20 protein-coding genes, 1 pseudogene and 1 riboswitch are annotated in these 26,327 nt (G+C 68.8%); of the genes and pseudogenes, 5 read left to right on the top strand and 16 right to left on the bottom strand.

Features of this window, described 5'->3' with window-relative positions:
• Positions 1-37: 37 nt before the first annotated feature.
• A riboswitch (SAM riboswitch) is annotated at positions 38-153 on the bottom strand.
• Positions 154-323: 170 nt separating this feature from the next.
• Positions 324-962: a VOC family protein gene (locus ABH915_RS07355; protein ID WP_026266630.1), complete on the top strand. Its 639-nt coding sequence runs from the start codon at positions 324-326 to the stop codon at positions 960-962.
• 184 nt (positions 963-1,146) lie between these two features.
• Here the strand turns inward: ABH915_RS07355 and ABH915_RS07350 are convergent, their stop codons facing one another.
• Entirely contained in the window at positions 1,147-1,914 is a 768-nt protein-coding gene (locus tag ABH915_RS07350) for a CPBP family intramembrane glutamic endopeptidase (RefSeq protein ID WP_018774584.1), read from the bottom strand.
• A 110-nt stretch (positions 1,915-2,024) separates the two neighbouring features.
• Between ABH915_RS07350 and ABH915_RS07345 the strand changes: the two genes are divergently transcribed.
• Complete coding sequence (locus tag ABH915_RS07345) at positions 2,025-2,705, top strand: histidine phosphatase family protein (RefSeq protein WP_026266631.1); 681 nt, start codon at positions 2,025-2,027, stop codon at positions 2,703-2,705.
• A gap of 22 nt (positions 2,706-2,727) precedes the next feature.
• Here the strand turns inward: ABH915_RS07345 and hutI are convergent, their stop codons facing one another.
• From hutI to tdh, 5 genes are all read right to left on the bottom strand, one after another.
• On the bottom strand, positions 2,728-3,945 hold the full coding sequence (hutI, locus tag ABH915_RS07340) for an imidazolonepropionase (protein ID WP_370119448.1): 1,218 nt from the start codon (positions 3,943-3,945) through the stop codon (positions 2,728-2,730).
• 11 nt (positions 3,946-3,956) lie between these two features.
• Entirely contained in the window at positions 3,957-5,096 is a 1,140-nt protein-coding gene (locus ABH915_RS07335; RefSeq protein ID WP_370119445.1) for an NAD(P)/FAD-dependent oxidoreductase, read from the bottom strand.
• Positions 5,097-5,121: 25 nt separating this feature from the next.
• The gene (locus ABH915_RS07330) at positions 5,122-7,485 is read right to left on the bottom strand and encodes a SulP family inorganic anion transporter (RefSeq protein ID WP_370119443.1); all 2,364 of its coding nucleotides are present in this window, start codon (positions 7,483-7,485) and stop codon (positions 5,122-5,124) included.
• A gap of 658 nt (positions 7,486-8,143) precedes the next feature.
• On the bottom strand, positions 8,144-9,358 hold the full coding sequence (locus ABH915_RS07325) for a glycine C-acetyltransferase (RefSeq protein WP_370119440.1): 1,215 nt from the start codon (positions 9,356-9,358) through the stop codon (positions 8,144-8,146).
• A gap of 97 nt (positions 9,359-9,455) precedes the next feature.
• The gene (tdh, locus tag ABH915_RS07320) at positions 9,456-10,502 is read right to left on the bottom strand and encodes an L-threonine 3-dehydrogenase (RefSeq protein ID WP_370119437.1); all 1,047 of its coding nucleotides are present in this window, start codon (positions 10,500-10,502) and stop codon (positions 9,456-9,458) included.
• A gap of 167 nt (positions 10,503-10,669) precedes the next feature.
• On the opposite strand from tdh, the gene ABH915_RS07315 reads away from it, so the two are divergent.
• Entirely contained in the window at positions 10,670-11,578 is a 909-nt protein-coding gene (locus ABH915_RS07315) for a LysR family transcriptional regulator (RefSeq protein ID WP_018774590.1), read from the top strand.
• A gap of 3 nt (positions 11,579-11,581) precedes the next feature.
• Here the strand turns inward: ABH915_RS07315 and gatB are convergent, their stop codons facing one another.
• The 4 genes from gatB to ABH915_RS07295 all read right to left on the bottom strand — a co-directional run bounded on the left by gatB (position 11,582) and on the right by ABH915_RS07295 (position 16,591).
• Positions 11,582-13,087 (bottom strand): Asp-tRNA(Asn)/Glu-tRNA(Gln) amidotransferase subunit GatB, encoded by a 1,506-nt coding sequence (gene gatB, locus ABH915_RS07310; RefSeq protein WP_370119435.1) that lies wholly within the window; start codon positions 13,085-13,087, stop codon positions 11,582-11,584.
• A complete protein-coding gene (gatA, locus tag ABH915_RS07305) occupies positions 13,087-14,640 on the bottom strand; it encodes an Asp-tRNA(Asn)/Glu-tRNA(Gln) amidotransferase subunit GatA (protein ID WP_018774592.1) in 1,554 nt (517 codons plus the stop codon). Before gatA ends, gatB begins: the two co-directional genes overlap by 1 nt.
• A gap of 4 nt (positions 14,641-14,644) precedes the next feature.
• Positions 14,645-14,941, bottom strand: a complete 297-nt coding sequence (gene gatC, locus ABH915_RS07300) for an Asp-tRNA(Asn)/Glu-tRNA(Gln) amidotransferase subunit GatC (protein ID WP_026537696.1) — start codon at positions 14,939-14,941, stop codon at positions 14,645-14,647.
• Positions 14,942-15,118: 177 nt separating this feature from the next.
• Entirely contained in the window at positions 15,119-16,591 is a 1,473-nt protein-coding gene (locus tag ABH915_RS07295; protein ID WP_370119430.1) for a CitMHS family transporter, read from the bottom strand.
• A 168-nt stretch (positions 16,592-16,759) separates the two neighbouring features.
• On the opposite strand from ABH915_RS07295, the gene ABH915_RS07290 reads away from it, so the two are divergent.
• Positions 16,760-18,559, top strand: coding sequence for an ATP-binding protein (locus ABH915_RS07290; protein WP_370119427.1), 1,800 nt, complete (start codon positions 16,760-16,762; stop codon positions 18,557-18,559).
• A complete protein-coding gene (locus ABH915_RS07285; RefSeq protein WP_018774596.1) occupies positions 18,552-19,223 on the top strand; it encodes a response regulator in 672 nt (223 codons plus the stop codon). The genes ABH915_RS07290 and ABH915_RS07285 overlap by 8 nt, the downstream gene beginning before the upstream one ends.
• Positions 19,224-19,316: 93 nt before the next feature.
• Here the strand turns inward: ABH915_RS07285 and ABH915_RS07280 are convergent, their stop codons facing one another.
• From ABH915_RS07280 to ABH915_RS07255, 6 genes and pseudogenes are all read right to left on the bottom strand, one after another.
• Positions 19,317-21,032, bottom strand: a complete 1,716-nt coding sequence (locus tag ABH915_RS07280; RefSeq protein WP_370119424.1) for a SulP family inorganic anion transporter — start codon at positions 21,030-21,032, stop codon at positions 19,317-19,319.
• Between the two features lie 61 nt (positions 21,033-21,093).
• A complete protein-coding gene (locus tag ABH915_RS07275; RefSeq protein ID WP_026537701.1) occupies positions 21,094-21,477 on the bottom strand; it encodes a RidA family protein in 384 nt (127 codons plus the stop codon).
• A gap of 114 nt (positions 21,478-21,591) precedes the next feature.
• Complete coding sequence (locus ABH915_RS07270; protein ID WP_370119421.1) at positions 21,592-22,095, bottom strand: GNAT family N-acetyltransferase; 504 nt, start codon at positions 22,093-22,095, stop codon at positions 21,592-21,594.
• 123 nt (positions 22,096-22,218) lie between these two features.
• Positions 22,219-23,055, bottom strand: coding sequence for an inositol monophosphatase (locus ABH915_RS07265; protein ID WP_370119418.1), 837 nt, complete (start codon positions 23,053-23,055; stop codon positions 22,219-22,221).
• Positions 23,052-25,296 (bottom strand): annotated as a pseudogene (ligA, locus tag ABH915_RS07260) (NAD-dependent DNA ligase LigA). The gene ABH915_RS07265 and the pseudogene ligA overlap by 4 nt, the downstream one beginning before the upstream one ends.
• A 180-nt stretch (positions 25,297-25,476) precedes the next feature.
• The gene (locus tag ABH915_RS07255) at positions 25,477-26,265 is read right to left on the bottom strand and encodes a PP2C family serine/threonine-protein phosphatase (RefSeq protein ID WP_370119415.1); all 789 of its coding nucleotides are present in this window, start codon (positions 26,263-26,265) and stop codon (positions 25,477-25,479) included.
• Positions 26,266-26,327: the final 62 nt, after the last annotated feature.

Genomic DNA, 26,327 nt, shown 5'->3' with positions numbered 1-26,327 from the left:
GCACCGGCCGGGGCTTTTTTGGCCCGGACCGGGACAGGCGCCGCGCTTGCCCTCCGGCGGGCGCCGGACGGCCAGGTCTTCACCCGGGGCACCCCACCGCGATACGAGGGTTGCCGGCCAGCAAGCCGGGGCTGTGCGCTGGCACTCATGACCTGGGTTAAGTGTAGGAATGGCGGCGCAGCCCTGGATAGCTTTATGACGAAGATGAAGACGGCCTCCGTGGCGGCGCGTCCCGGGCCGCCCCGATCAGCGCGCCGGGACGTCCCATGACGGTTAGGGGAGCCTAAGCTGAGAGGTCCATCACAAAGTGCCAAGATGATGGCATGCGCATGGATCACGTCTCTTACGCCTGTGAACACGATGGCTTGGCAGCCACCACTGAACGTATTGCGTCTGCCCTCGGCGTTGAAGCCGTGAAGGGTGGAGTGCACCCCCGTTTCGGGACACGCAACATGATCATCCCGCTCGCGGGACACAAGTACCTGGAAGTCGTGGAGGTCCTGAACCACCCGGCCTCCGACAAGGCCCCGTTCGGCCAGGCCGTCCGGGCACGTTCCGAGGCCGGCGGCGGCTGGATGGGCTGGTGCGTCGAGGTTGACGACCTGGCCCCGTTCGAGGAGCGGCTCGGCCGCGCCGCCGTCAACGGCAACCGGAAGTTTCCCGACGGCCGCGAACTGGTCTGGAAGCAGATCGGCATCCTGGGGCTCATCGCCGACCCCCAGGTGCCCTACATGCTCAAGTGGGAGGGTGACCCGGAACTGCACCCGTCCAACGCCTACGCGAGCGATGTCAAGATGTCCGCGCTGACCATTGCCGGTTCGGCAGCCCGCGTCACGGAGTGGCTGGGCGAACCGGTTGAAAAGCCGCTGGAAGACGTCGCCGTGAACTGGATCGCGCCGCACGGTACTCCCGGCATCCTCTCCGTCACCTTCGAGACCGCCTCCGGAGCGGTCACGATCTAACGCTCCATCTGCCCCACGCTTCGGCCGCCATCTCCTAGGTGCCAACGATGTCACCCAGGAGACGGCGGCCGAGATCATTTAAGGCCGGTCAGGGTGCCGGCCCCTAAACGCAACGCGGGGTCACTTCTGGCCCATCCGGGGGATCCGGATGGGCCAGAAGTGACCCCGCGTTGCTGTGTGAGGCTCAGCCCAGGCCCACGGCCTTGCCGAACAGGCTGAACCCCACGAACGCCACGGTGTCCAGGATGGCGTGGGCGATCACGAGCGGCATCACCCGTTTAGTCCGCGTGTACACCAGCGCGAAGACGACGCCCATCACCGCGTTGCCGATGAACGGCCCGAACCCCTGGTACAGGTGATAGCTGCCGCGGAGCAGGGCGCTGGCGGCAATGGCTGCCGGCACGCTCCAGCCCAGTTTCCCGAGCCGGTCCAGCAGGTACGCCACCACAATCACTTCCTCGACCACCCCGTGCCGGATCGCAGACAGGACCAGCACCGGCACGGTCCACCAGTACGCGTCCAGGGCGCTGGGGATGATCGCCGTCGTGATCCCCATCGCCCGGCCCGCCGCGTAGAGCCCCAGGGACGGAATGCCGATCAGCGCGGCGAGTCCCAGGCCCTGCAGCAGGTCCTTGCCGGGCCGGGCGAAGTCGAAGCCGATCCTTCGGAACGCCGAGGTCCCGCGCTGACCGGCCGGCCAGTGCTCGGTGAGGAAATAGATCACGAGGGCCACCGGCACCAGGGCGAAGACGATGTCCAGCAACTGGTACGTGAGGTCGAAGTATTCGCGCGCGCTCTGCGAACGGTTCAGGGTGGACGTCCCCTGGGCCAGCGGCGCCGTGGTCATCTTGTCCAGCAGCTGCACCAGGGAGTAGACCGCGGACTGCCCCAGCGACAACCCCAGGACAATCAACACTTCGAACCGCAGCCGACGGCGGGAGGGAACCAACATGGTTCTATCTTGCCTGCACTTGCCGATAGTTTGCTGGTGCCCGCGTGGTGCCGGCCGCGCGGGGTTCTGCCTGCGGCACCTGCCTTTTTGGAGCCCTATGCTTGGGGACTATGAGCGCGCCCCGGAAAATCATCATGATCCGGCACGGCCAGTCTGCCGCCAATGCCGACACCTCGATCTACAACCGTGTTCCGGACTACCGGATCCCGTTGACACCCCTGGGCCTGGAGCAGGCCACCGCGGCCGGGGAAGAGGTCCGGCGCCAGCTGGACGGCCGCCCGGTGTGCGTCTACGTCTCCCCGTACCTGCGCGCCTACCAGACCCTGGAGGCGCTGAATCTCGGCCCGCTCGTGGAACGGGTGATCGAGGAACCGCGCCTGCGCGAACAGGACTGGGCCAACTTTCAGATCGCCGGCGACATTGAGGACCAGAAGGAGCTCCGCAACGCCTACGGGCACTTCTTCTACCGCTTCCGCGAGGGCGAGTCCGGTTCCGATGTGTACGACAGGATTTCCTCCTTCATGGAAACCCTGCACCGGCACTGGTCCAAGCCCGGCTATGCCCCAAACGCGCTGTTCGTGACGCACGGCTTGACCATGCGGCTGTTCTGCATGCGCTGGTTCCACTGGTCGGTGGAATACTTCGAATCCTTGAACAACCCGGAGAACGCCGAGGTCCGCACCCTGCTGCGCACCGCGCGCGGGAAGTACGAGCTCGACAAGCCCTTCACGCAGTGGGAGAAGAGGCGCGTGGACGAGACCGTCCTGGACGCGCCGCCCATGATGTTCTAGGGCCCGTCAGCGGACCGGCCGGCTAACGGGTGGGCTGCGCTACACCGGCCCGCCACACCGCGTGCGTCAAGGGGATGCCGGGCCGGTAGGCCAGGTGCGTGGCGGAAGGCGCGTTGAGCAGGTGCAGGTCCGCCCGGTGTCCGACGGCGACCGAACCCACCGCGCGTTCGCCGTCGACGTCGTTCCCGGACTCCCGGCCCAGGGCCAGCGCGCCGCCGTACGTCGCGGCGCGCACCGCCTCGTGGACGCTGAGCCGCATCTGCAGCACAGCGGTGGTGACGCAGAACGCCATGGAGCTGGTGTAGGACGTGCCGGGGTTGCAGTTGGAGGCCAGCGCCAGCTGCACGCCGGCGTCGAGCAGTTCCCGGCCGGGGGCTAGCGGCTGCCGGGTGGAAAGATCGCAGGCAGGCAGGCAGGTGGCAACCGTGCCGCGCGTGCCGCTGCCGCCGGCGGCGTCCCACCCGGACCAGCTGGCGGCGAGGGCATCGACGTCCGCGGCCGAAAGGTAGTTCACGTGGTCCACGCTGGCGGCGCCGACTTCCACCGCCAGCCGGACGCCCGGGCCCTCGCCGAGCTGGTTGCCGTGGACGCGCAGCCCCAGCCCGGCGGCCTTGCAGGCCAGCAGCACCCGGCGGGACTGGTCCTCGTTGAAGGCGCCCTGCTCGCAGAAGACGTCGGCCCAGCGGACGTAGGGCCGCACTGCGGTGAGCATCGGCCCGCAGACCAGCTCCGTGTATTCCTCCGCGTCCATCCCGGCGGGCACGAGGTGCGCCCCCAGGTAGGTCACCTCGTCCGCCACGGTGGAGGCGATGCGGGCGCTGCGGGCCTCGTTCTCGAGGTCCAGGCCGTAGCCGGTTTTGGTCTCCAGGTAGGTGGTGCCCTGCGACACGGCCTCCGCGACACGGCCCATCGCCAGCCGGGTGAGGTCGAAGTCGCTCGTGCTCCGGGTGGCGCCGGTGGTGACAGCGATCCCGCCGGCGCTGTAGCTTTGTCCCGCCATCCGGGCCTCGAACTCGGCCGTGCGGTCCCCCGCGAAGATCAGGTGCGTGTGCGAGTCGACCCAGCCCGGCAGGAGCGCCCGGCCCCCGGCGTCCACCCGTTCGTCCGCGGCCGGGGCGTCGGCTGCGGGGCCGAGCCAGGAAATCCGCTCCCCCTCGATCACCACCGCCGCGTCGCGGAGGACGCGGTGTTCCGCGTCCTGGGTCATCAGTTCGGCGATATTGGTGATGAGGGTACTCATGGATCCATTCTTCAGCGCCGGATGGACCAGCGGGTCGCGGCCAGCGCCTCCGCTGTCCGGGATGCCGGACTGGCGTCGGTGGACCGGGACACAGTCGGGGTCTGGGCCGCGGCGGCGGGGCCCTGACCGGCCAGGATCAGCCCGGCGGCCAGTTCCGCGATGGCCGAGGAGGTCTGGAATCCGTACCCGCCCTGGCCGGCGAGCCAGAAGAATCCGGTGGCCTCGGCGTCGAAACCCACCACCGGGACGCCGTCGGCGGCCTCCGTCCGCAGCCCCGTCCACGCCGTGCGGACGTTCCGGATCCCGAGTGTCGTGATCGTGTTGAGCCGGGCGACGAGCCGTTCGACGTCGCCCGGGTACGGCTGTGCGTCCTCCGGACCGCTCGGGACGGATTCCGACGGCGAGATGAGGACGTGCGTTCCGTCCGGGCGGAAATAGAAGGATTCGTCGGCAGCGGCCACAAAGGGGCTGGACTCCGGGAGCGGATTCTCGACGTCGACGATCGCCGCGGTGCGCCGGTACGGCTGCAGCTGGACTTTTTCGACGCCACTGAGGACGGCGAGCTCGTCAGCCCAGGCACCGGCGGCATTGACCACGACGGCGGACTGGAAGCCTTCCTGTCCGGCGCCCAGTTCCCAGCCGGTGCCGAGGCGCTGGGCCGAATGGACCCGGGCGCCGGTGATGATGTCCACGCCTCCCGCTTCGGCACGGCGGCGGTGGTCCTCGAGCAGCACGGGGGCGTTGCAGGCGAAGGATCCGGTGTCCAGGCCGGCGGCGCTGAACGAGTCCGGGACCAGAGCCGGGCACAGGTCCAGTGCCTCGGCGTGGGTGATCCGGCGCATGTGGCCGCTGGCCTGCGCCCGGACGGTGGCGTCGTCCCCGATCAGCATGAAGCTGCGCGGGGTAAGCACCGGTTCCGGACGTTCGGCGTCCTCGGCGGCGATGAGGTCGAGCGTCCGGACGGTCAGTTCCTGGACCACGGGCGGGCCGTAGCTGGGAATCAGTTGCCGGGCCGAGCGGGCCGAGGTGTGGTAGGCCAGGGTCTGCTCGGCTTCGATCAGGGCCACGCGGCATTGCCCCGCCAGGGTGGAAGCAAGGGACAGGCCGGCGATCCCGCCGCCGACAATTACGACATCGTAATGAGCTGACATGCTCCCATCCTTGCAGATTCTCGGGTCAGCCCGTGCCGCGACCTGTGCCCGGGCGGCCGGCGCCGTCGGTGGCCCGCGGAAGCGGGTCCAGATGGCTGATGCCCGCCGGAGTCACCTGCAACACCTGGGCCGTGGCGATGTCGTAGAACAGGCCCGTCAGATGCAGCTCGCCCGAGCGCAATGCCTGCCGCAGGCTGTGATGCCGCTGCAGTTGCTCCAGCTGGATGGCGACGTTGACCATGGCCAATTGATCCGTCTCCCCATACCCGGCATTCGCCGCCTCGGCCTGCACCGTGTGACCCGCGCGGAACGCTGCCATGCTCGGCCGGGCGTGGTCCAGCCAGACGTCGACGGGGTCGCGCCCGGTCCCTGCCATGGCAGTAGAGCGCTCCGGCGCCGTTGCCGCCTCGGCCATCAGGGCGGACATCGCTCCGCAGCCAGAGTGTCCGCAGATGACCACGGACTTGACGGAGAGTTCCTTGAGCGCGAATTCGAGGGCGGCCTCCACTGACGGATCGAGGCTGTCACCGCCCCCAGCGTTACCGACAACGTTGCCCACGTTGCGAACGGTAAAGAGGTCTCCGGGGCCGCTGCTGGTGATCAGGTTCGGCACCAGCCGGGAATCCGCGCAGGTAAGGAACAGCGTGTCCGGGTCCTGCCCGGCGGAGAGTTCCTGCACGTGGGGACGGAGCAGGTGAGCGTGGCGGCGGTGGTAGTTGTCCACGCCGGCCAGCACCGGACTGAGCGGGCCTGGCACTTCGGGCGTCGGGCCGGTGTGTCCGGTCCGCCCATGCCGCTGCCAGCTGCGCCAGGGGGCAAACCCGCCGCGAAGAGCCGAGCGTGAACTGCCGCGCGCCGGCGGGCGGTCTTGGGCCTCGCGAAGGGTGGCGGTGCCGCTTTCCTCGATCTCCACGGTGCCGCCGTTGCTGACGTGGCGCCGGCGCCAGGCGTCCAGGGTGTCCTGGACCGGGTGATCAAGGAAGTCCACCTCCAGCTCGACGGTCACGTGCGATCCTGACGGCACGGACGCGAGCACGTGGCTGAGGCGGGGAAGCGCCAGGAAGCTGCAGGAGCCGTCAATGACCACACGCCAGCGCTGTTCGTCCCGCGCGCCGAGCGGTTCGGCGTGGATCCCGGCCCGGACCACGCGCCACAGCACAGCTGCCATGGCCAGGGCGAGCCCGGTGACCACCCCGGCCAGGAGGTTCACGAACACGACGGTCAAAACCGTGACAACGTAAATGGCCAGGTCTCCGGTTATGCGTGCCGTGGTGAAGTCAGCCACCTTCACCAGCCGCACGCCGATGATGATCAGCAGACCCGCCAAAACAGCCACCGGAACCAGTTCAATGACACCGGCCAGCAGAAGCGAGAAGAACAGCACCCAGACGCCGTGAAAAATAGCGGACTTGCGGGTCCGCGCCCCGGCTTCCAAGTTCGTGGCGCTGCGCACGATCACCCCGGTGATGGGAAGGCCGCCCAACATGCCGGAGGTGAGGTTTGCCGCGCCTTGGCCAACGAGTTCACGGTTGAAATCGGTGCGTTCGCCCTGGTGCATCCGGTCCACGGCCACCGCGGAAAGCAGCGACTCGACGCTGGCCACCAAGGCGATGGTCACGATTCCGACGGCGACGGCGCTCCAGTGTCCGGCCGGCAGTTGCGGCAAGGACAGCGCGTCCAGCAGGGACCCGTCGAAGGTGATTCGGTCGACATCGGACGCCAACGGGAGCGACAGCGCCGTGGCGGCGACTACCGCCACCAGCGGTGCGGGGACACGCTGCAGGGGTGCCGGCATGTACTTCCAGCCAAGCAGCAGCAGGATCACGGCGACGCCCAGAACCGCGGTCTGGGCGTCCAGCGAGGCGAAGCTGGCCGGGAGGGCTTTGACGTTCTGCCAGGCTGATTCCCCGGCCTCGGCGCCGAGCAGCACATGGGTCTGCTGCAGCACGATGATGATGCCGATTCCGGCCAGCATGGCGTGCACGACGACCGGTGCGATGGCCAGGGCGACACGGCCAACCCGGGCGAACCCGAAGAGCGCCTGCAGGACGCCTGCAGCCGCGGTGATGGCGCAGGTGGCCGGCCAGCCGAACTGTTCTATCAGGCCGGCGACAATGACGGTCAGGCCTGCGGCGGGGCCGCTCACCTGCAGGGGCGAGCCGCCCAGGGTGCCCGCCACGATCCCGCCGATGGCTGCTGCGATCAGGCCGGCCATCACCGGCGCGCCGGACGCCGCCGCGATGCCCAGCGACAGCGGGACCGCCACGAGGAACACCACAAGGGACGCCGGTAAATCCCAGCGAAGCCCGGAGGTCAGGACTGTTCGGAGGGGAATCCGGCTGCCGGTGGCAGCAGGAGTGCGTGGATCCGTGACGGCAGGTGCGGGCATGTCAGTCCTTGGCTCGTGGGGCGGGTCCTGATCCACGCTATTGACGCCGCCGCCGGGGCCGCAAGGACGTCTGTCGTGAGAAGAAACACGAGGTCAGAGCCGTAAGAATGCCAGTAACAGAGCCATATTGCCCGGTCCGGGCAGCGGCTCCGGCGCGGCCTCCGGCGGCCGCCACGGCCCCGAAGAAATCACGGACAAATCCAAGTCACATGGGAAACCGGGCGCCTTTATGGGGCCAGGCCTCAAAAAGAATTCACGTGCGCGGCGGCTGTTTACGGGAAATGAGCAGGGTGGCACACGGCGGGACACTAATCCGCGTCGTCCTTTACGAAGCACGAGCCGCCGGGACGCACTCCCTCACGACAGCGAGTCTGATCCGGTCCCGGGGGGTGACGCGCCCAGTGGCCCACGGTGGTTTCGTCCTTCCCTGGTCCGCACGACTGGACATGTCCCCCTTTGCCGCGGGCCAGCCCGGGACATGCCCGTCGTTGGTCGTCGCCATTGGACATAGTGGCATTATGTCCAGTCCTCGCTGCCGGAGCTGGGCATGTCCCGCGGACAAGGCAGTGCAGGACGCCGGGATGAACGAGTGGAGCCGGGCCCCTGGAGTGGGGCCGGACCCCGTGCTGAAAGTGGGGCCCGGCCTCAGGGATCCGGACTAGGAGGCTGCGGCCACCGCAGCGCGGCTGCGCACGAACGCCTGGACGCAGGCCTCGACGTCGTCGGCGCTGTGCGCGGCCGAAAGCTGGACGCGGATCCGGGCGGCGCCCTTGGGCACCACCGGGTAGCTGAACGCCGTGACGAAGACGCCGTTGTGGAGCATGGCGTCGGCCACCTTGGCCGCCATGACGGCGTCGCCGAACATCACCGGGACAATCGCGTGCTCGCCGGGGAGCAGGTCGAAGCCTTCCTCGGACATGCGGTTCCGGAAGAGCTCCGCGTTCGCGAAGAGCTTGCCGCGCAGTTCGCCGGAGCTTTCCACGAGGTCCAGGGCCTTGAGCGTGGCGGCGACGATCGCCGGGGCCAGCGAGTTGGAGAACAGGTACGGGCGGGCCTTCTGGCGGAGCATCGCCACGACCTCGCCGCGGCCGGACACGTAGCCGCCCGAGGCGCCGCCGAGGGCCTTGCCGAAGGTGCCGGTGTAGATGTCCACACGGTCCGAGACGCCGGCGTGCTCCGGGGTGCCCGCACCGGAGGCGCCCATGAAGCCGACGGCGTGGGAATCGTCCACCATGACCAGGGCGTCGTACTTTTCGGCGAGGTCGCAGATCGCTTCGAGCGGGGCGAGGAAGCCGTCCATCGAGAAGACGCCGTCCGTGACGATGATCTTGCGGCGGGCCGGGTTCTCCTGCGTGGTGGCTTCGATCAGCTTCGATTCGAGGTCTGCCATGTCCTGGTTGGCGTAGCGGAAGCGCTGGGCCTTGCAGAGCCGGATGCCGTCAATGATGGACGCGTGGTTCAGGGCGTCCGAGATGACGGCGTCTTCCGGGCCGAAGAGCGACTCGAACACGCCGCCGTTGGCGTCGAAGCAGCTGGAGAACAGGATGGTGTCCTCGGTGCCGAGGAACGCCGAGACGCGCTTTTCCAGTGCCAGGTGCAGGTCCTGGGTGCCGCAGATGAAGCGGACGCTGGCCATGCCGAAGCCGCGCTCGTCCATCGCGGTCTTCGCCGCCGCGATGATGTCCGGGTGGTCGGCGAGGCCCAGGTAGTTGTTGGCGCAGAAGTTCAGCACGTCGGCGCCGGACTCGCCGATCTGTCCGGCCTTGATGCGGTTGGCCTGCGGCGAGTCGATGTGCCGCTCGGTCTTGAACAGACCGGCGCTGCGGATCTCATCGAGTTCGTGCTGCAGCTGGTCCTTGATGGCTGAATACATGGGTTGGCTCCTCGGCTGGTTGGATGCGGGGGCAGAATGCTGTGCGTGGAAGACGGTGTCTGGCAGGGGCCCGGAAGCGGGCGGTCAGGAATGGGGCCTAGAAAACGGTCCAGTCGAGGACCACCTTGCCGCCGACGCCGGCGCGGGCCACCTCGAAACCCTTTTCCCAGTCGGTGGCCGGCAGCGTGTCCGTGACCACGGCCGAGATGTTCGCGTGCAGGACCGGGTTGGAGGAGAGCATGGCGCTCATCGCGTACCAGGTCTCGAACATTTCGCGGCCGTAGATGCCCTTCATGGTCAGCATGTGTGTGACCACCTTGCCCCAGTTGATGTCGATGGACTGGCTGGGCAGTCCCAGCATCGCGATCCGGCCGCCGTGGTTCATGTTGTCGATCATCTCAGGCAGCGCGGTGGGGTGTCCCGACATTTCCATGCCGATGTCGAAGCCTTCGCGCATGCCGAGTTCGCGCTGGGCGTCCTTGACCCGCATCTTCGACACGTCGATCGCGAGGTCGACCCCGAGCCGGCGGGCCAGTTCCAGCCGGGGCGCGGAGACGTCGGTGATCGCGATCTTGCGGGCGCCCGCGTGCCGGGCGACGGCGATCGCCATCAGGCCGATGGGTCCGGCGCCGGTGATCAGGACGTCCTCACCGACCAGGGGGAAACTCAGGGCCGTGTGGACGGCGTTGCCGAAGGGGTCGAAGATGGCGCCGAGCTCCGGGGTGACGGAGGGGTCCTGGTGGACCCAGACGTTGGTCTCGGGGATCACCACGTACTCGGCGAAGGCGCCGTCGCGCTGGACGCCGACGCTGACGGTGTTGATGCACATCTGCCGGCGGCCGGCGCGGCAGTTGCGGCAGATTCCGCAGACAATGTGGCCTTCGCCGGAGACCCGGTCCCCCACCTTGACGTCCAGGACGTCCTCGCCGGTCTCCACGACCTCGCCGTAGAACTCGTGGCCGGCGATCAGGGGGGCGTTGATGATGCCCTGCGCCCAGGCGTCCCAGGCCTGGATATGCAGGTCCGTGCCGCAGATGCCGGTGGTCATGACGCGGATCTTAACGTCGCCGGGGCCGGTCTTCGGCTCGGGACGGTCGACGAGCTCGAACCCTGCGTGGGCGCCGGCCTTGTAGAGAGCCTTCATGGGCCTTCCTAACTGTGCTTTTGGTGTTCTGCTCCGCGCGTTCTGTTCCGCCGTGCGGCGCGGGCGTGTGGGACAACTCACCCCATTAGACCCATCGGAAAGCATTAGCACAACCGAATTTTTCTCAATCGACGAATTAGGAATTGCTGTTGCATAGAATGGCTGGCATGGAAATCCACCAGCTGGAGATGTTGCGCGAACTCGGGGCCCTGGGCAGCGTCAAGGCCGTGGCCGAAACTCTCCTGGTGACGCCGTCGGCCGTGTCCCAGCAACTGGCCGCGCTGCAGAAGACCGTGGAGGTGCCGCTGACCCGCAAGGAGGGCCGGAACCTCGTGCTCACGGAGGCCGGGCAGGTCCTGGCGGACGCCGGGGCCGCGGTGGTCAGCGCGATGGCGGATGCGAAGATGGCGATCGGCGCCTACCACGGCTCGCCGGTGGCGCCGGTGACGCTCAGCGGTTTCCACAGTGCCGGGCAGGCGCTGTTCGCGCCGCTGGCACGGCTCTTGGATGGCCCGGGCCAGCCGCGGATCCTGCTCTCCGACGAGGACGTCGCCCAGCAGGATTTCCCCGCCCTGACGGCACGCTATGACCTGGTCCTGGCGCACCGGATGGATCACAGCCCCCGCTGGCCCGAGGAACGCGTCGCCGTGATCCCGCTCGCGCACGAGCCGCTGGACGTGGCACTGCCCGCCGGGCACCGGCTGGCCGGGCAGCGCGCGGTGACGGCCGACGACGTCGTGGGCGAACCGTGGGTGACGAGCCGCGCCGGCTACTCCCCCGCCGACGTGCTCTCCGCCGTCGCGGCGGTCTCCAGCCGTGAGCTGAACATCGTGCACCGCATCAACGACTACTCGACCGTGGCCGCGCTCGTGGCGGCCGGCGGCGTGATCGGCCTGCTGCCGCGGCACACCGCGCGGCCCGTGCTGAACCCGGACATTGTGCTGCGGCCGCTGGAGGGCATCAGCACCCGGCGCCGGATCGACGTCCTGGCCCGGCCGGAGAACCTTAAACGCACATCGGTCATGATGGTCTGCGAAGCGCTGCAGACCATCATGACCGATTTAGTGGGCGGCTAGGGGCTAGCCCTCGACGCCGAGGCGCTGCAGGATCAGCTCCTTGACGCGGCCGGCGTCGGCCTGCCCGCGGGTGGCCTTCATGACGCCGCCGACGATCGCGCCGATCGCCTGGACCTTGCCGGCGCGGATCTTGTCCGCGACGTCGGGCTGCGCGGCGAGGGCCGCGTCGATGGCTTCGAGGAGCGGTGCGTCGTCGGAGACCACGGCGAGGCCGCGCTTCTCGACGATTTCCGCCGGGGTGCCCTCGCCGGCGAGGACGCCGTCCAGGACCTCGGAGGCCATCTTGTTGTTGATCTTGCCGTCCTCCACCATCTTGTTCAGTTCCACGATGGTGGCCGGGGCGACGCCGAGCTGGCCGGGATCGACGTCGGCGTTCTTGGCACGTCCGACGATCTCGCCCATCCACCACTTGCGGGCCACGGTGGCGGTGGCGCCGGCGGCGATGGTTTCCTCGATCTCGTCCATGACGCCGGCGTTGACGACGTCGCGGAACTCCAGGTCCGAGTAGCCCCAGTCGGCCTGCAGCCGCTTGCGGCGGGCGGCCGGCGGCTCGGGCAGGGTGGCCCGGAGTTCCTCGACCCATTCGCGGGACGCGGTGATGGGGACCAGGTCCGGTTCCGGGAAGTAGCGGTAGTCGTCGGCGTCGGACTTGGCCCGGCCCGACGTCGTGGTCCGTGTGTCCTCGTGCCAGTGGCGGGTTTCCTGGATGACCGGCTCGCCGGCGTCCAGCACGGCGGCGTGCCGCTGGATCTCGTAGCGGACGGCGTGTTCGACGGCGCGCAGCGAGTTGACGTTCTTGGTCTCCGAGCGGATGCCGAAGCGTTCGCGGCCGTGCGGGCGCAGCGAGACGTTGGCGTCGCAGCGGACGTTGCCGCGTTCCATCTTCGCGTCCGAGACCCCGAGGTTCTTGACGATTTCGCGGACGGCGGCCACGTAGGCCTTGGCGAGTTCGGGGGCGCGGCTGCCGGCGCCTTCGATCGGCTTGGTGACGATCTCGACCAGCGGCACGCCGGAGCGGTTGTAGTCCACCAGGGAGTAGTCCGCGCCCTGGATGCGGCCGGTGGCGCCGCCCATGTGGGTCAGCTTGCCGGCGTCTTCCTCCATGTGCGCGCGTTCAATTTCGACGCGGAACACGGTGCCGTCGGAGAGTTCGATGTCCAGGTAGCCGTCGTACGCGATGGGCTCGTCGTACTGGGAGGTCTGGAAGTTTTTCGGGGTGTCCGGGTAGAAGTAGTTCTTCCGGGCGAAGCGGCACGTCTCGGCGATCTTGCAGTTCAGCGCCAGGCCGATCTTGATCGAGGACTCGATCGCGGTCTTGTTCACCACCGGCAGCACGCCGGGCATGCCAAGGTCGACCTCGTTGACGTTGGTGTTCGGCTCGTCGCCGAAGACGTTCGGCGCGGAGGAGAACATCTTGGTCTTGGTGTTGAGCTCCACGTGGACCTCGAAACCCAGGACGGGATCGTACTTGTCCATCGCCTCTTCGAAGCTGAGGGTTGCGTCAGTCATTAGTGTGAGCCTCCGTGGCTTGAAACGGCAGAATCAGTGAGCGAGGGGGCCTTGTCCAGCAGCGGGCCGCCCCACTGCGCCTCGAGCAGGGATTCCAGGACCGCGCCGACGCGGTACAGGCGGGCGTCCTGGCGGGCCGGTGCCAGAAGCTGGATGCCCACGGGCAGTCCGTCCTCGTCGGCCAGGCCGCCCGGCAGGGACAGGCCCGGGACGCCTGCCATGTTCGCCGGGATGGTGGCGACGTCGTTGAGGTACATCGCCAGCGGGTCGTTGAGCTTCTCGCCGAGCTTGAACGCCGTGGTCGGCGCCGTCGGGGAAATCAGCACGTCGGCCTTTTCAAACGCGGCGTCGAAGTCGCGCTGGATCAGGGTGCGCACCTTCTGGGCCGAGCCGTAGTAGGCGTCGTAGTAGCCGGCGCTCAGGGCGTAGGTGCCCAGGATGATGCGGCGCTTGACCTCATCGCCGAAGCCGGCGGCGCGGGTGGCGCCCATGACCCGCTCGATGGTCATGGGACCGTCCTTGGGCAGGACCCGCAGGCCGTACCGGACGCCGTCGAACTTGGCCAGGTTGGAGGACGCCTCCGACGGCATGATCAGGTAGTACGCGCCCAGGGCGTACTTGAAGTTGGGGCAGGAGACCTCGACGATCTCGGCGCCCGCGCCCTTGAGCAGTTCGAGGGATTCGTTGAAGCGGTTCTCGACGCCGGCCTGGTAGCCCTCGCCGTGGAGCTCCTTGATGATGCCGATCTTCATGCCCTTGACGTTGCCGGTCCGGGCCGCGGCCACGAGGTCCTCGAGCGGGTCCGGCAGCGAGGTGGAGTCGCGGGGGTCGTGCCCGCCGATCACCTGATGCAGCAGGGCCGAGTCGAGGACGGTGCGCGAGACCGGGCCGATCTGGTCCAGCGAGGAGGCCATGGCGATGGCCCCGTAGCGGGAAACGCCGCCGTAGGTGGGCTTGACGCCGACCGTGCCGGTGACGGCGCCGGGCTGGCGGATGGAGCCGCCGGTGTCCGTGCCGAGGGCCAGCGGGGCTTCGAAGGCCGCGACGGCGGCGGCGGAGCCGCCGCCGGAACCGCCGGGGATGCGCTCCAGGTCCCACGGGTTGTGCGTCGGGCCGTAGGCGGAGTGTTCGGTGGAGGAGCCCATCGCGAACTCGTCGAGGTTCGTCTTGCCCAGGATCGGCATCTTGGCGGCGCGCAGGCGCTCGACGACGGTGGCGTCGTAGGGGCTGTGCCAGCCTTCGAGGATCTTCGAGCCGGCCGTGGTGGGCTGCCCGATCGTGACGATGAGGTCCTTGACGGCGATCGGGACGCCCGCGAGGACGTGGAGCTCCTCGGCGGCGGCACCGCCGGCGGCGCGGATCGCATCCACTTCGGCGGCGACGGCAAGCGCCTCGTCGGCGTTGACGTGGAGGAAGGCGTGGACCTTGCCGTCGACGGCGGCGATGCGGTCCAGGTAGGCCTGGGTGACCTCGACGGCGGTGATCTCGCGGGCGGCCAGCTTCTCGGCGAGCGCGGCGGCGGAGAGGCGGATCAGTTCGTTGTTCTCAGTCATGGTCTTAGTCCTCATCCAGGATTGCCGGGACCTTGAAACGGCCTTCGTACGCGTCGGGGGCACCGGAGAGGGACTGCTCGGCCGTAAACGTGTGGCCCACCACGTCCTCGCGGAACACATTGGTCAGCGGAATCGGGTGGGACGTGGCCGGGACGTCATCACCGGCGGCTTCACTGACGGACTTCACTGAATCCACGATGACGGCGAGTTCGCCGGCCATCCTGTCCAGCTCTTCAGCACTCATCTCGATGTGCGCGAGTTGCGCGAGATGCGCGACGTCGTCGCGGTTGATCGCAGCCATGGATCTCCCCTGCAAGGTATGGATAATTTTCCGTCCCAGTCTACGTGGGTTGAACTGCTGTTACCGTCCGGCGCCGAGAAGGACGACGACAAACAACGCGGGGTCACTTACGGCCTATCCGGAGGTCCGGGATGGGCGGTAAGTGACCCCGCGTTGTTTGGTGCAGGGGCGGGCTGGTCAGCCGATGCCGATGGCTCCGGTGAGGACGCCAACGCCGAGCATGACCAGGGAGATCACGGCCGTGCGCCACAGGACCTTCTTGTGGTGGTCGCCCAGGTCCACCTTGGCGAGGGACACCAGAAGCAGGATCGCCGGGACCAGGGGGCTCTGGAGGTGGAAGGGCTGGCCGGTGATGGAAGCGCGGGCCATGTCGGCGGCGCTGACGCCGTAGTGCGCCGCCGTTTCGCTCAGGACCGGCAGGACGCCGAAGTAGAAGGCGTCGTTGCTCATGAAGAACGTCATCGGGATGCTCAGGACGCCGGTGATCACGGCCATCAGCGGGCCCATGTCGGACGGGATGATCTGGACCAACCATTCCGACATGGCCTTGACCATGCCCGTGCCGTTGAGGACGCCGGTCAGGACCGAGGCGGCCATGACCATGCTGACGACGGCGACAATCGAGGGAGCGTGCGCGATCAGCTGGGCGCTCTGGTCCTTGACCTTGGGGAAGTTGACCAGCAGGGCGACGGCGGAGCCGACCATGAAGACGAACGGGAGCGGAATGACGTTGGCGACGAGCGTCACCATGACCGCGACCGTCAGGCCGAGGTTGAACCAGAACAGCTTGGGCCGGAGGGTCTTGCGGTTGGGGTCCAGGGCGGTGTCGGCCATGGCGGAGTCGCGGTCGTCAACGAGGGAATCGGCGCGCTCCAGCACTGCCACGGAGGATCCTTCCGGGGAGAGCCCGGCGGGCGAGGCTCCGGGGCCCTTGCGGCCGCGGCGGATTCCGGTACCGCCGGCCGTGCTGCCGCCGGCTGAGTCGCCGTCGAACGCTGCAGCTGTATCCGGGACGCCCCAGATCTCGGGGGCAACGGCGCGGAGGCGGTTGCGTTCCTGCAGGCCGAGCAGCCAGGAGAAGACCAGCACGACGATAAGTCCGGCGATGAGGGACGGGACCATGGGCACGAAGACATCGTTGACGTCGAGCTTCAGCGCGGAGGCGGCGCGGGCGGTGGGGCCGCCCCAGGGCAGGATGTTCATGGTGCCGTTGGCCAGGCCGGCCACGCAGGTCAGGACCACGGGGCTCATCTTCAGCCGCAGGTAGACCGGCAGCATCGCCGCGGTGGTGAGGATGAAGGTGGTGGAGCCGTCGCCGTCGAGGGAGACCGCTGCCGCGAGGATGGCCGTGCCCAGGACCACCTTGGCGGGGTCGTTGCCGAGCTTGCGCAGGATGAACCGGACCAGGGGGTCGAAGAGCCCGACGTCGATCATCAGCCCGAAGTAGATGATCGCGAACATCAGCAGCGCGGCGGTGGAGGTCATCGACTTCATGGAGTCCATGACCATCGGGCCGATGCCGAGGCCCGCGCCGGCGAAAAGCCCGAAGACTGTGGGAACAATGATGAGCGCCAGCACCGGCGTCAACTTCTTCGTCATGATCAGCACCATGAATACCGCGATCATGGCGAATCCTAGTAATACCAGCACGGCCGGCTCCTTCTTCGTTGAATGACACCACTCCGGTGTGATGCGCACTACAGACGTTAGAGTGGCGCCCGTCACGACTGGGCCTTTGGCTCAATTGATTGGCATACTGCTTATTGGATGCATTTTGCGCATTTTGCTCACGTCCGTTCCAACCCAGGCAGGAGTCCGATGAAGCGCCGCACAGCTCTGCCGGTCCTGCGCTTTTCGACCCAGACACTGTTGCTGCAGCTCGGCGTCGTGGCGCTGGTGGTGCTGCTGAGCGGCGCCGTCCACGCCTGGCTGAGCTATGACCGGCTGGGCCGCGAGGCGGAGAACCAGGCGCTGACCCTGGCCCGGACGGTGGCCTCGGACCCCTCGGTGCGGGCAGAGGTCCAGTCCATCAGCGCCCTTCCCGCTGCTCCCCCGCCCGCCGAGCTGTTGGCCGGTCCGTTGATGGCTGCCGCGGAGGGTGCCCGGACCCGCACCGGGGCGCTGTTCGTGGTCATTACGGACGAGACCGGCATCCGGCTGGCGCACCCGGACGCGGAACGGCTCGGCGAAAAGGTCAGCACCGACCCCTCGGAGGCCCTCGCGGGCCGGGAGGTCACCACGCGGAACACGGGCACGCTGGGCCCGTCCGCCGGCGCCAAGGTCCCGGTGTACGCCCCGGGTTCGACGGCGGTGGTGGGTGAGGTGAGCGTGGGCTACTCCACCGAGACGATCAGCCAAAGCCTAGCCCGGGACATCATCCCCATCGCCTTCACGGCCGCCGGCGCGCTGCTGGCCGGCGTGCTGGCCTCCTTCCTGCTGCGGCGGCGGCTCCAGCGGCTGACCCTCGGGCTCGAACCCGAGGAGATCGGCACCCTGGTGCACGACCAGGTGGCCGTACTGCAGGGCGTCGACGACGGCGTGATCGGCGTTTCGGCCGACGGCAGGGTCAGCGTGTTCAACGCCGCCGCCCAGCGGCTGCTCGGTGTCCCGGACCTCGCGGGCACGGCGTGGGCCGCCGCCCCGGTGCCGGAGCAGCTCAAGGCCCTGACCCGGGCCGATGCGGCCGAGGGTGAGGCGGTGGAACTCGTGGCCGGTGGCCGGGTGCTGGTGGTGAGTGCCCGCAAGGCCCTGCACGGCCGCGAGGACCTGGGCTGGGTGGTGATGCTGCGGGACCGGACCGAGCTGCAGCAGCTGACCCGCCAGCTCGACGCCGTCGGCACCATGTCCGCGGCCCTGCGGGCGCAGCGCCACGAGTTTGCCAACCAGCTGCACACGATCGCCGGCTTCATGAGCATCGGCCAGCCCCAGCAGGCCCAGGACTACCTCGCCAAACTGGCCGGCACCGGGCCGCTGGCGTTCCCGGTGGACCAGGCCGAGCTGCTCCAGGACCCTTACCTGCAGGCCTTCCTCGGTGCCAAGGGCGTCGAGGCGGACGAGCGCGGCGTGAGCCTCCGCCTCGGCCCGGAGTCCGTGGTCCGCGGCCACGTCACCGAACCCCAGGACGTCACCACAGTCCTGGGGAACCTGATCGACAACGCCGTGAACGCCGCCGTCGCCGGTTCCGCGGCCGAGCGCTGGGTGGAAGTCGAAGTGCTGGACGAACCGGGCATCAACGGAGGCGCCGGCACACTCCACATTGTGGTGGCCGATTCCGGCGACGGCCTGGGCGCCGGTATGACGGCCGCCGAGGCCGAGGCGGTGTTCGCGGAGGGCTACACGACCTCGGTCCGGCCGGCGCGCCCTGGCGCAGGGCAGGGCCTGGGGCTGGCGCTGTCCCGGCAGCTCGCGCGCCGCCGCGGCGGAGACGTGCGGGTGCTCGAAGCGGGCTCCCCCGGCGGCCCGGGCGCCGTTTTCGTCGCCACGCTTCCGGGAACCACCGAACCGGGGCCAACGCTGCCGGGACCCGCCCAACCCGGAACCCCCGACCTGCGAACCCCCGAACTGCGAACCCCTGACCTGCTAACCCCCGAAACACGCCGAGAGGACAACGATGTCTGAGGATTTCAGGGTGCTGATTGTCGACGATGATTTCCACGTCGCCAAGCTGCATGCCGCCTACGTGGATTCGGTGGCCGGCTTCCTGGCGCTGCCGCCGGCCGGCTCGGCGTCCCAGGCGCTGCAGGCCATCCACAGCCTGCGCCCGGACCTGGTGCTGCTGGACGTCTACCTGCCGGACGCCTCGGGCCTGGACCTGCTGCACCAGCTGGACGTCGACACCGTGATCCTCAGCGCGGCCTCGGACACGGCCTCGCTGCGCCTCGCGTTCCGCCGCGGGGCACTGGGCTACCTGCTCAAGCCCTTCACGGCCGAATCCCTCTCGCAGCAGCTGCGCTCCTATGCACGCTACCGCCGGATCCTGGCCCAGCCGGGCTCCGTCAGCCAAGAGACGGTGGAGCGCGCCAAGCGCGCCCTGATCCCAGGCGACGTTGTCGCCTCGGCACGTCCCCGCTCCGCCACCGAGGCCGCGGTGCTGGAATCCCTGGTGCCCGGCGAGCAGTATTCGGCCGCCGACGTCGCCGCCCGGGTCGGCGTGTCCCGGGCCACCGCCCAGCGGTATCTGTCCGCGCTGGCGGACGACGGCGCCGTCGACATCCAGCTGCGCTACGGCACCACCGGGCGGCCCGAGCACCGCTACGGGATCCCCGCCGGAACCGGCCACTAGTCCGCCCTCCAGCCTCGCCAGCAGAAGCAACGCGGGGTCACTTACGGCCCATCAGGACCGCCGGGATGGGCCGTAAGTGACCCCGCGTTGCTTCTAGGCGCCGTCGGGCTCCTTCTGTGCCGCCGCCTGCTCCGCCTGCACGGCCCTGTGGATGTTGCCGTGGATCATGTCCGCCCCGATGCGCTCGATCACGCCGTCGCGCTCCAGGACCGCCCGGACCGCGGGCTTGAGCCGGGTCAGGCGCAGGTTGACGTCCGACTCGCGGGCGAGGTTCGCGATGTCCGCCATCTTCGTTGCCCCCTGCGAATCGACGAAATTGATCCCGCCGCAGTCGAGCACAATCCCTGTGAGCCCCGGCGTTGAATGAATGACCTCGCGCAGGCGGTCCTCCAGCGCGTCGGCCGTGGCGAAGAACAGGCCGCCGTCGAACCGGATCACGGCAATGCCGGGAACGATCTCGTCGCCGGGGTGCCCATCGGCTTCACGGAAGACCTGGGTGCCCGGTTCGCGGCCGAGGAACGGCATCTCCGGGTGGGTGGCCACCCGGACGAGCCAGAAGAGCGAGAGCACGATCCCTATCACGACGCCCGCCAGCACACCGAAGATGAGGGTGCCGATGATCGCCGCGATCGCAATCCAGAAGTCAAACTTCTGCACCCGGGCAAGCCGCCGCATCTCGGGCACGTTCATCATGCCCATGACGACGGCCTCGATGATCAGCGCCGCCAGCACGGGCTTGGGCAGGTTCGAGAACAGCGGCGCCAGGAAGAGCAGCGTGAGCAGGACGGTGACCCCGGAAGTGAGGGAGGCAAGCCCGGTCTTCGCCCCGGAGTGGTCGTTCAACGAGCTCGCCGACAGGCTCGTCGAGACGGGCATCCCCTTGAAGAGTCCTGCGGCAATGTTGGCCAGCGACTGGGCAATCGATTCCTGGTTGATGTCGATCTGGTAGCGGTGCTTGGCAGCGAACGCCCGCGCATCCCCGGCGGTCTGGGAGAAGCCGATCAGGACAACTGCCACCGCCGCGAGGGCCACGGTGCCCACGTGATCCCACATCAACTGGCCGTCCGGGACCTGAAGCGAGGGCAGGCCGCTGGGCACCTCGCCCACCAGTGCCACGCCTTTGGCCCCGAGATCGAACAGCGCCGCAGCCAGCAAGCCGCCCACCACCAGGACCAGGGCGCCGGGGACTTGGGGAGCGACAGCTTTCAGCCCGAAGACGACAGCAAGCGCGATTACCCCCACCACAACGGTGGTCGGCTGCGCCTCGCCAAGGGTCCCCAGCCATGACCACAGCTCCTGGATGGGGTTCGAGCCGGTGACCTCGGTCCCGGTGAGCTTGGGGAGCTCCCCGATCACGACGTCGATCGCCGCGCCGAAGAGGAAGCCGGTGACCACGGCCTTCGAGAGGAACTGCGCGATCCAGCCCATCTTGAGGACGGCAAGGAGCAGGAACAGGATCCCGGAAGCGAGCGTGATTCCCGCAACGAACGAGGCGACGTCCTGCTCTCCCGTGATGCCCGCCGCGAGGACGGCACTGGCAGCCACTGCCGCCAGGCCCGAGCTGGGGCCCATCGAGATCTGCCGGCAGGTGCCGAAGATCGCGTAGACGATGGCGCCGGCGGCCGCGGCATACAGGCCGTTCTGCAGCGGTATGCCGGCGATGCCTGCGTACCCGAGGTTCTTCGGAACGATCAGGGCCGCGACGGTGACCCCGGCGATCAGATCGCCGCGCAGCCACGAGCGGTCATAGGAGCGGAACTGGCCGATGAGGGGTACCCTGGTGGGCCCCTGCCCGGGCGCCTTGGTCATGCGCCAGTCATACTCCGAGTCCGGAAGTTCCGCCAGAGTCCATGTGACCCCGCGCCGGTTTCTAGGTGGCGCTCTTCTGGGCGACGAGTTCGATCTCGACGAGCATCTTGGGGTCCAGGAACGGCAGCACGTGAACGAGGGAGAGCGTGGGACGGATGTCGCCGAAGACCTCGCCGTGGGCCCGGCCGGCCTCTTCCCACTGGCTGATGTCCGTCAGGTACAGCTTGGACTGCACCACGTCCTCGAAGCCGAAGCCGGCGTCGGCCAGCACGGCGCCAAGCTTCTGCAGGATGTAGCTGGTCTGGGCATAGAAGTCCTCGCCCACGATTCCGTCCTCGCCGCTGGCGGCCGTCGCGGAGATGTAGAGGGTGTTGTCCACCTGGACAGCCCGGGAATAGCCGAGGGCCTGTTCCCAGGTGGAGCCGGTACCGAAGGTCTTGCGCATGGTGGGCCTTTCGCAGTTGCCGCAGGGATCGGCACAACTGTAGGGCGCCGGGCGCCTGGGCCGCCAAACCGGGTTGTTTTGTGTCGGCAGGACTGCGCGGGGCCTCCGCCCGGACTAGAGTTCCTGGCGGTAAACGAGCAATTTGATGTCCGTGCCCGGCACGAGCCAGTCGCGCTCCGGCGCCCGGAGGAAGCCGGTCTTCTGGTAGAGGCCGTGGGCACTTTCCCAGCTCTCGCCCGTGGTCAGGGCCACGGCGCGGATACCGGGCAGGGCCCTGGCGTGCTCGATGATGGCCCGGACCATGGCCTTGCCGGCACCGCTGCGCTGCACAGACGGGTCCACCACGAGCATGCGGAACTCGAGCTCGTCGCTGAAGGCGATGTCCGCGTAGGGCTCGCCGGCGACCGCCAGCGTCACGGAGCCGAGGATCCGGCCCTCCCGCTCCGCGACCCAAACCGTCGCGGCCGCCGCGCGCTGCCCGACATTCTGGATCTGCTGCATGTAGGGGTGGTCGGCGCTCTCAAAGTAGCCTGCCGCCAGGTAGGCGTCCCGGGTGATGCGCGCTATGGCGTCGAAGTCGGCCGGAACGGCGGGGCGAATGAGGATCTGCGAAGGCACCTGTCAATGGTACGGGCGCCCGGCCCGGGCCGTGCCCGGAAAAGCCGTTTCCGTGACTGAACTATCACTCAGGCCTATCACTCAGCCCCGGAACCGGCCCGGTGCCGGCCCGGTGAGAGGACTCTAGAGCGGGAATTTGCCGGAGAGTTCCAGCGGCCCGGCGCACGTCCATGCGGCCAGGCGCTCATCGTCGGAGGGGCCGCCGGCCAGGGGGCTGGTGAGCCGCGGCCGGCGCACCCAGCAGCCTGCCTCCTCGGCGATCAGGGCCCCGGCGGCGAAGTCGTGTTCGTTGAGCCCGCGCTCACCGTAGGCATCGTGCGTGCCGTCCGCCACGAGGCACAGGTCCAGTGCCGCGGACCCGAGCCGGCGCATGTCCGCGAAGCCGTCCATCAGGCTGCCGAGGCCCTCGGCCTGTTCCGCCCGCACGCCGGGATCGTAGCTGAAGCCCGTGGCCAGGATCTGGCCGGTCCGTCCGGGGACCGGGCCGAACAGGGCGGTGAGCTGGCCCTGTTCCTGGAGCCAGGCGCCCTCGCCGCGGGACGCGTAGTAGGTGCGTCCCAGCGCCGGTGCGCTGACGACGCCGGCCAGCCAGACGCCGTCGGCGTCGGCCACCGCCACGGAGGTGGCGTAGTAGACGATGTTGCGGATGAAATTGGTGGTGCCATCGAGCGGGTCGATCGACCAGCGGAAGCCGCTGGGCTCCGCCGGCAGGACGGTGCCTCCCTCCTCCCCCGTGATGATGTCCCACGGCCGGGCCGCGGTAATGACGTCCCGGACAGCGGCTTCGGCGGCGAGGTCGAAGGCGGTCACCCAGTCGCCGGAGTCGCCCTTGTTGCTGACATCCAGGGCGGCAGTCTTCCGGGTGGCCAGGACGGCGGCCCCCGCCGCCGCGGCCGACTTGGCCAGTTCAAGCAGCCCGGGAATGCCGGGGGCGGGAGAACCCGCGGAGTGGGAACTCATTCGACCGCCGCACCATCGGCGCCGGGAGCCTCGCCGTCGCCGGCCAGGACCGGGACACCGTCCGCGCCGGTGGTCTCGCCACCGTCCGCGCTGGCGTCCGCTCCGCCGCCGGCCGGCCCGTTCGCCAACAGGGCGCGGAAGCCGTCCTCATCCAGGACCGGGACGCCGAGCTGTTCGGCTTTGTCCAGTTTGGTGCCGGCGTTCTCGCCCGCCACCACGTAGCTGGTGTTCTTCGACACCGATCCGGCCGCCTTGCCGCCGCGGATCAGGATGGCTTCCTTGGCCTCATCGCGGCTGAAGCCCTCGAGGCTTCCGGTCACCACCACGGTCAGCCCCTCCAGCGTCCTGGGCGTCGACTCGTCGCGTTCGTCCGCCATCCGGACGCCGGCGTCCGCCCCAGCGGTCCACGATGTCGCGGTGCCAGTCCTCGGCGAACCATTCGGTCAGCGCCTGGGCGATGACCGGGCCCACGCCGTCGACGTGGGCGAGCTCCTCCTCGGAGGCCTGCCGGATGGCGTCCATGCTGCCGAACGCGGTGGCGAGGGCGCGCGAGGCCCGCGGGCCGACGTGCCGGATGGACAAGGCCACCAGGATCCGCCACAGCGGCTGGGATTTCGCTTTTTCCAGCTCCCGGAAGAGCTTCTCCGTCGTGGCCGTGGGCTTGGACGGGGTCTTGGTGGTGGCCTTGGTGAAGAAGTAGGGCACCAGCTCAAACTCCCCGGTGCCGACGCCCCTGGAGCGCTTCTCCCGGCGGACTCGGACGTCCGCGAGCTGCTCCGGGGTCAGGTCGAACAGGGTCGCCTCGGTGGTCAGCGGTGGTTCCGCGGGCTCGGCCGGCTGGGTCAGTGCGATGGCGGCTTCCCAGCCGAGGGCCTCGATGTCGAAGGCGCCGCGGCCGGCAAGGTGGAAGACGCGTTCGCGCAGCTGCGCCGGGCAGGACCGGGAGTTGGGGCAGCGGATGTCCACGTCCCCTTCCTTCCCGGGGGCCAACGGCGTGCCGCACGCGGGGCATGCGGTGGGCATGATGAAGTCGCGGACGGGAGGGTCCTGCTGGTCCCGCAGCGCCAGCACCGGGCCGACAATTTCCGGAATGACGTCTCCGGCCTTGCGCAGCACCACGATGTCGCCGATCTTCACGCCCTTGGCCTTGACCACCTCCTGGTTGTGCAGGGTGGCCATTTCCACGGTGGAGCCGGCAACCTTGACCGGTTCCATCACGCCGTACGGGGTGACCCGGCCGGTGCGGCCGACGTTGACGGCGATGTCGAGCAGCTTGGTGTGGACCTCTTCGGGCGGGTACTTGTAGGCCACGGCCCAGCGCGGCACCCGGGTGGTGTAGCCCAAGGCCCGCTGGGTGGCGAAGTCGTCCACCTTGATCACAATGCCGTCGATCTCGTGGGTGAGGCTGTGCCGCTTGTCGCCGTAGCGCTTGATGAATTCGAGCACGTCGGCCAGCCCGGCCAGGACCTCGAAATACGGGCTCGTGGGCAGTCCCCACTCGGCGAGCTTCCGGTAGGTCTCGGACTGGCTGGCAGTGTCGAGTCCCTCGCGGGCGCCGATGCCGTGGACGTACATCCGCAGCGGCCGCTTGGCCGTTTCCGCGGGGTCCTTCTGCCGCAGCGAACCTGCGGCGGCGTTGCGCGGGTTGGCCAGCGGCGCCTTGCCGGCCTCGATCAGGGCTTCGTTGAATTCCGCGAAGGCCTGCGACGGGATGAAGACTTCGCCGCGGACTTCCATCTCAGCCGGGAAGCCGGTGCCGCTGAGCTGTTGCGGGATTTCCTTGATGGTCAGGACGTTGTGCGTGATGTCCTCGCCGGTGGTGCCGTCCCCCCGGGTGGCGGCCCGGACCAGCGCCCCGTCGCGGTAGAGCAGGTTGACGGCCAGGCCGTCGATCTTCAGTTCGGTGAGCCAGGACGGCGGGTTGCCGCCGTTGCCGAGCTTGGCGATGCCCGCCTCGGCCTTGACCATCCAGGCCTCCAGCTCCTCGAGCGAGAAGACATCCTCCAGGCTGTACATGCGCTGCAGGTGTTGGACGGCGGCAAACGCCGCTGACACCTCGCCGCCGACTTCCTGCGTGGGCGAGTCGTTGGCCACCAGTTCCGGATGCAGGGCTTCGAGCGTTTCCAGCCGCCGGTAGAGCTCGTCGAACTCGGCGTCGGAGATGATCGGCGCGTCCTGCTGGTAGTAGGCAAAGCGGTGCTTGCGGACCTGCTCCACAAGGTCTTCGTACTCCGCACGGATGTCCCCGGAGGGAACCTGCTCCCCCGCGGGGCCTTGCGAATCCGTGCCATGCCGGGGGGCTGCTTCGGCTGCTTCGTCAGTCCCTGCTGCGGTCTCTGCTGCGGTCTTCCCTGTGCTCACAGACCTATCCTGCCCTAGATCACCGCCGTTGTCCGGTCAGGGGTCCGGTCAGGGGTCCGGTCAGGCGGGCGCGTCCCCGCTTGCAGTCCGGGCATCGACAACGATCGCCGTGATATTGTCCCGGCCGCCGCTGCGCAAGGCCGCCTGGATCAGCTCGTCCACGGCAGCCTGGGGGTCGGCCTCGGCCGCCAGGATGCCGGCGATCTTCTCGTCGGTCAGTTCGCCGTTGAGGCCGTCGGAGCACACCAGGATCCGGTCGCCGTCTTCAAGGGGAAGCAGCCAGAAGTCGGCCTCGGAGTCGTCCCCGGTTCCCAGCGCCCGGGTCACAACGTGCCTGCGCGGATACACGGCGGCCTCGGCCTCGGTGATCTGGCCGGTGTCCAGGAGTTCCTGTACCTCGGAATGGTCGACGCTGATCTGGGCGAGCCGGCCGTGGCTGTAACGGTAGGTGCGGGAGTCTCCGATGTTGAGGACAAGCCAGTACGGAACGTCGTGTTGTTCCACCACCACGACGCCGGACAGCGTGGTGCCGGCGCGCGATCCGGTGGCGTGACGGATGCCCGCATCAGCCATGAGCAGGTACTCCTGCAGGATGTCCGCCGTCGCGTCCCGGCTGCCGGTCTTGAACTGTGGCAGCTCGGCCAGGGTGCGCACGCAGATGCTGCTGGCAACTTCGCCGGCCTCGTGCCCGCCCATGCCGTCCGCCACGGCGAAGACGGGGTCGGCGGCAAGGAAGGCGTCCTCGTTCGCCTCGCGGCGCAGTCCCCGGTCAGTGCCGTACCCACAGCGCAGCCGCGGTCCCTGTTTGCCGTCCGATGGCGGGATGGGGGCGTCTGGCGTTGCGTTCATGGCGGTCCTCAATACAGTGGTGCGCGGCTTCAGCGGTGCGCGAGCTAACGGCGGTCACAAAC

Origin of the sequence: Arthrobacter sp. MW3 TE3886 (assembly GCF_041262145.1) — a bacterium.
Taxonomy (GTDB): Bacteria; Actinomycetota; Actinomycetes; order Actinomycetales; family Micrococcaceae; genus Arthrobacter.
The sequence above is the reverse complement of the archived record's forward strand: the minus strand, read 5'-3'. Positions and strand labels throughout refer to the sequence as shown.

Bases quoted from the DNA above. Each gene is read 5' to 3' on its own strand.
- ABH915_RS07355 (WP_026266630.1), top strand. From the start codon at position 324: ATGCGCATGGATCACGTCTCTTACGCCTGTGAACACGATGGCTTGGCA.
- gatA (WP_018774592.1), bottom strand. From the start codon at position 14,640: ATGACTGAGAACAACGAACTGATCCGCCTCTCCGCCGCCGCGCTCGCC.
- ABH915_RS07315 (WP_018774590.1), top strand. From the start codon at position 10,670: ATGGAAATCCACCAGCTGGAGATGTTGCGCGAACTCGGGGCCCTGGGC.
- ABH915_RS07335 (WP_370119445.1), bottom strand. From the start codon at position 5,096: ATGTCAGCTCATTACGATGTCGTAATTGTCGGCGGCGGGATCGCCGGC.
- ABH915_RS07290 (WP_370119427.1), top strand. From the start codon at position 16,760: ATGAAGCGCCGCACAGCTCTGCCGGTCCTGCGCTTTTCGACCCAGACA.
- ABH915_RS07325 (WP_370119440.1), bottom strand. From the start codon at position 9,358: ATGTATTCAGCCATCAAGGACCAGCTGCAGCACGAACTCGATGAGATC.
- ABH915_RS07275 (WP_026537701.1), bottom strand. From the start codon at position 21,477: ATGCGCAAGACCTTCGGTACCGGCTCCACCTGGGAACAGGCCCTCGGC.
- gatB (WP_370119435.1), bottom strand. From the start codon at position 13,087: ATGACTGACGCAACCCTCAGCTTCGAAGAGGCGATGGACAAGTACGAT.
- ABH915_RS07285 (WP_018774596.1), top strand. From the start codon at position 18,552: ATGTCTGAGGATTTCAGGGTGCTGATTGTCGACGATGATTTCCACGTC.
- gatC (WP_026537696.1), bottom strand. From the start codon at position 14,941: ATGGCTGCGATCAACCGCGACGACGTCGCGCATCTCGCGCAACTCGCG.
- ABH915_RS07280 (WP_370119424.1), bottom strand. From the start codon at position 21,032: ATGACCAAGGCGCCCGGGCAGGGGCCCACCAGGGTACCCCTCATCGGC.
- ABH915_RS07350 (WP_018774584.1), bottom strand. From the start codon at position 1,914: ATGTTGGTTCCCTCCCGCCGTCGGCTGCGGTTCGAAGTGTTGATTGTC.
- ABH915_RS07255 (WP_370119415.1), bottom strand. From the start codon at position 26,265: ATGAACGCAACGCCAGACGCCCCCATCCCGCCATCGGACGGCAAACAG.
- tdh (WP_370119437.1), bottom strand. From the start codon at position 10,502: ATGAAGGCTCTCTACAAGGCCGGCGCCCACGCAGGGTTCGAGCTCGTC.
- ABH915_RS07330 (WP_370119443.1), bottom strand. From the start codon at position 7,485: ATGCCCGCACCTGCCGTCACGGATCCACGCACTCCTGCTGCCACCGGC.
- ABH915_RS07265 (WP_370119418.1), bottom strand. From the start codon at position 23,055: ATGAGTTCCCACTCCGCGGGTTCTCCCGCCCCCGGCATTCCCGGGCTG.
- hutI (WP_370119448.1), bottom strand. From the start codon at position 3,945: ATGAGTACCCTCATCACCAATATCGCCGAACTGATGACCCAGGACGCG.
- ABH915_RS07345 (WP_026266631.1), top strand. From the start codon at position 2,025: ATGAGCGCGCCCCGGAAAATCATCATGATCCGGCACGGCCAGTCTGCC.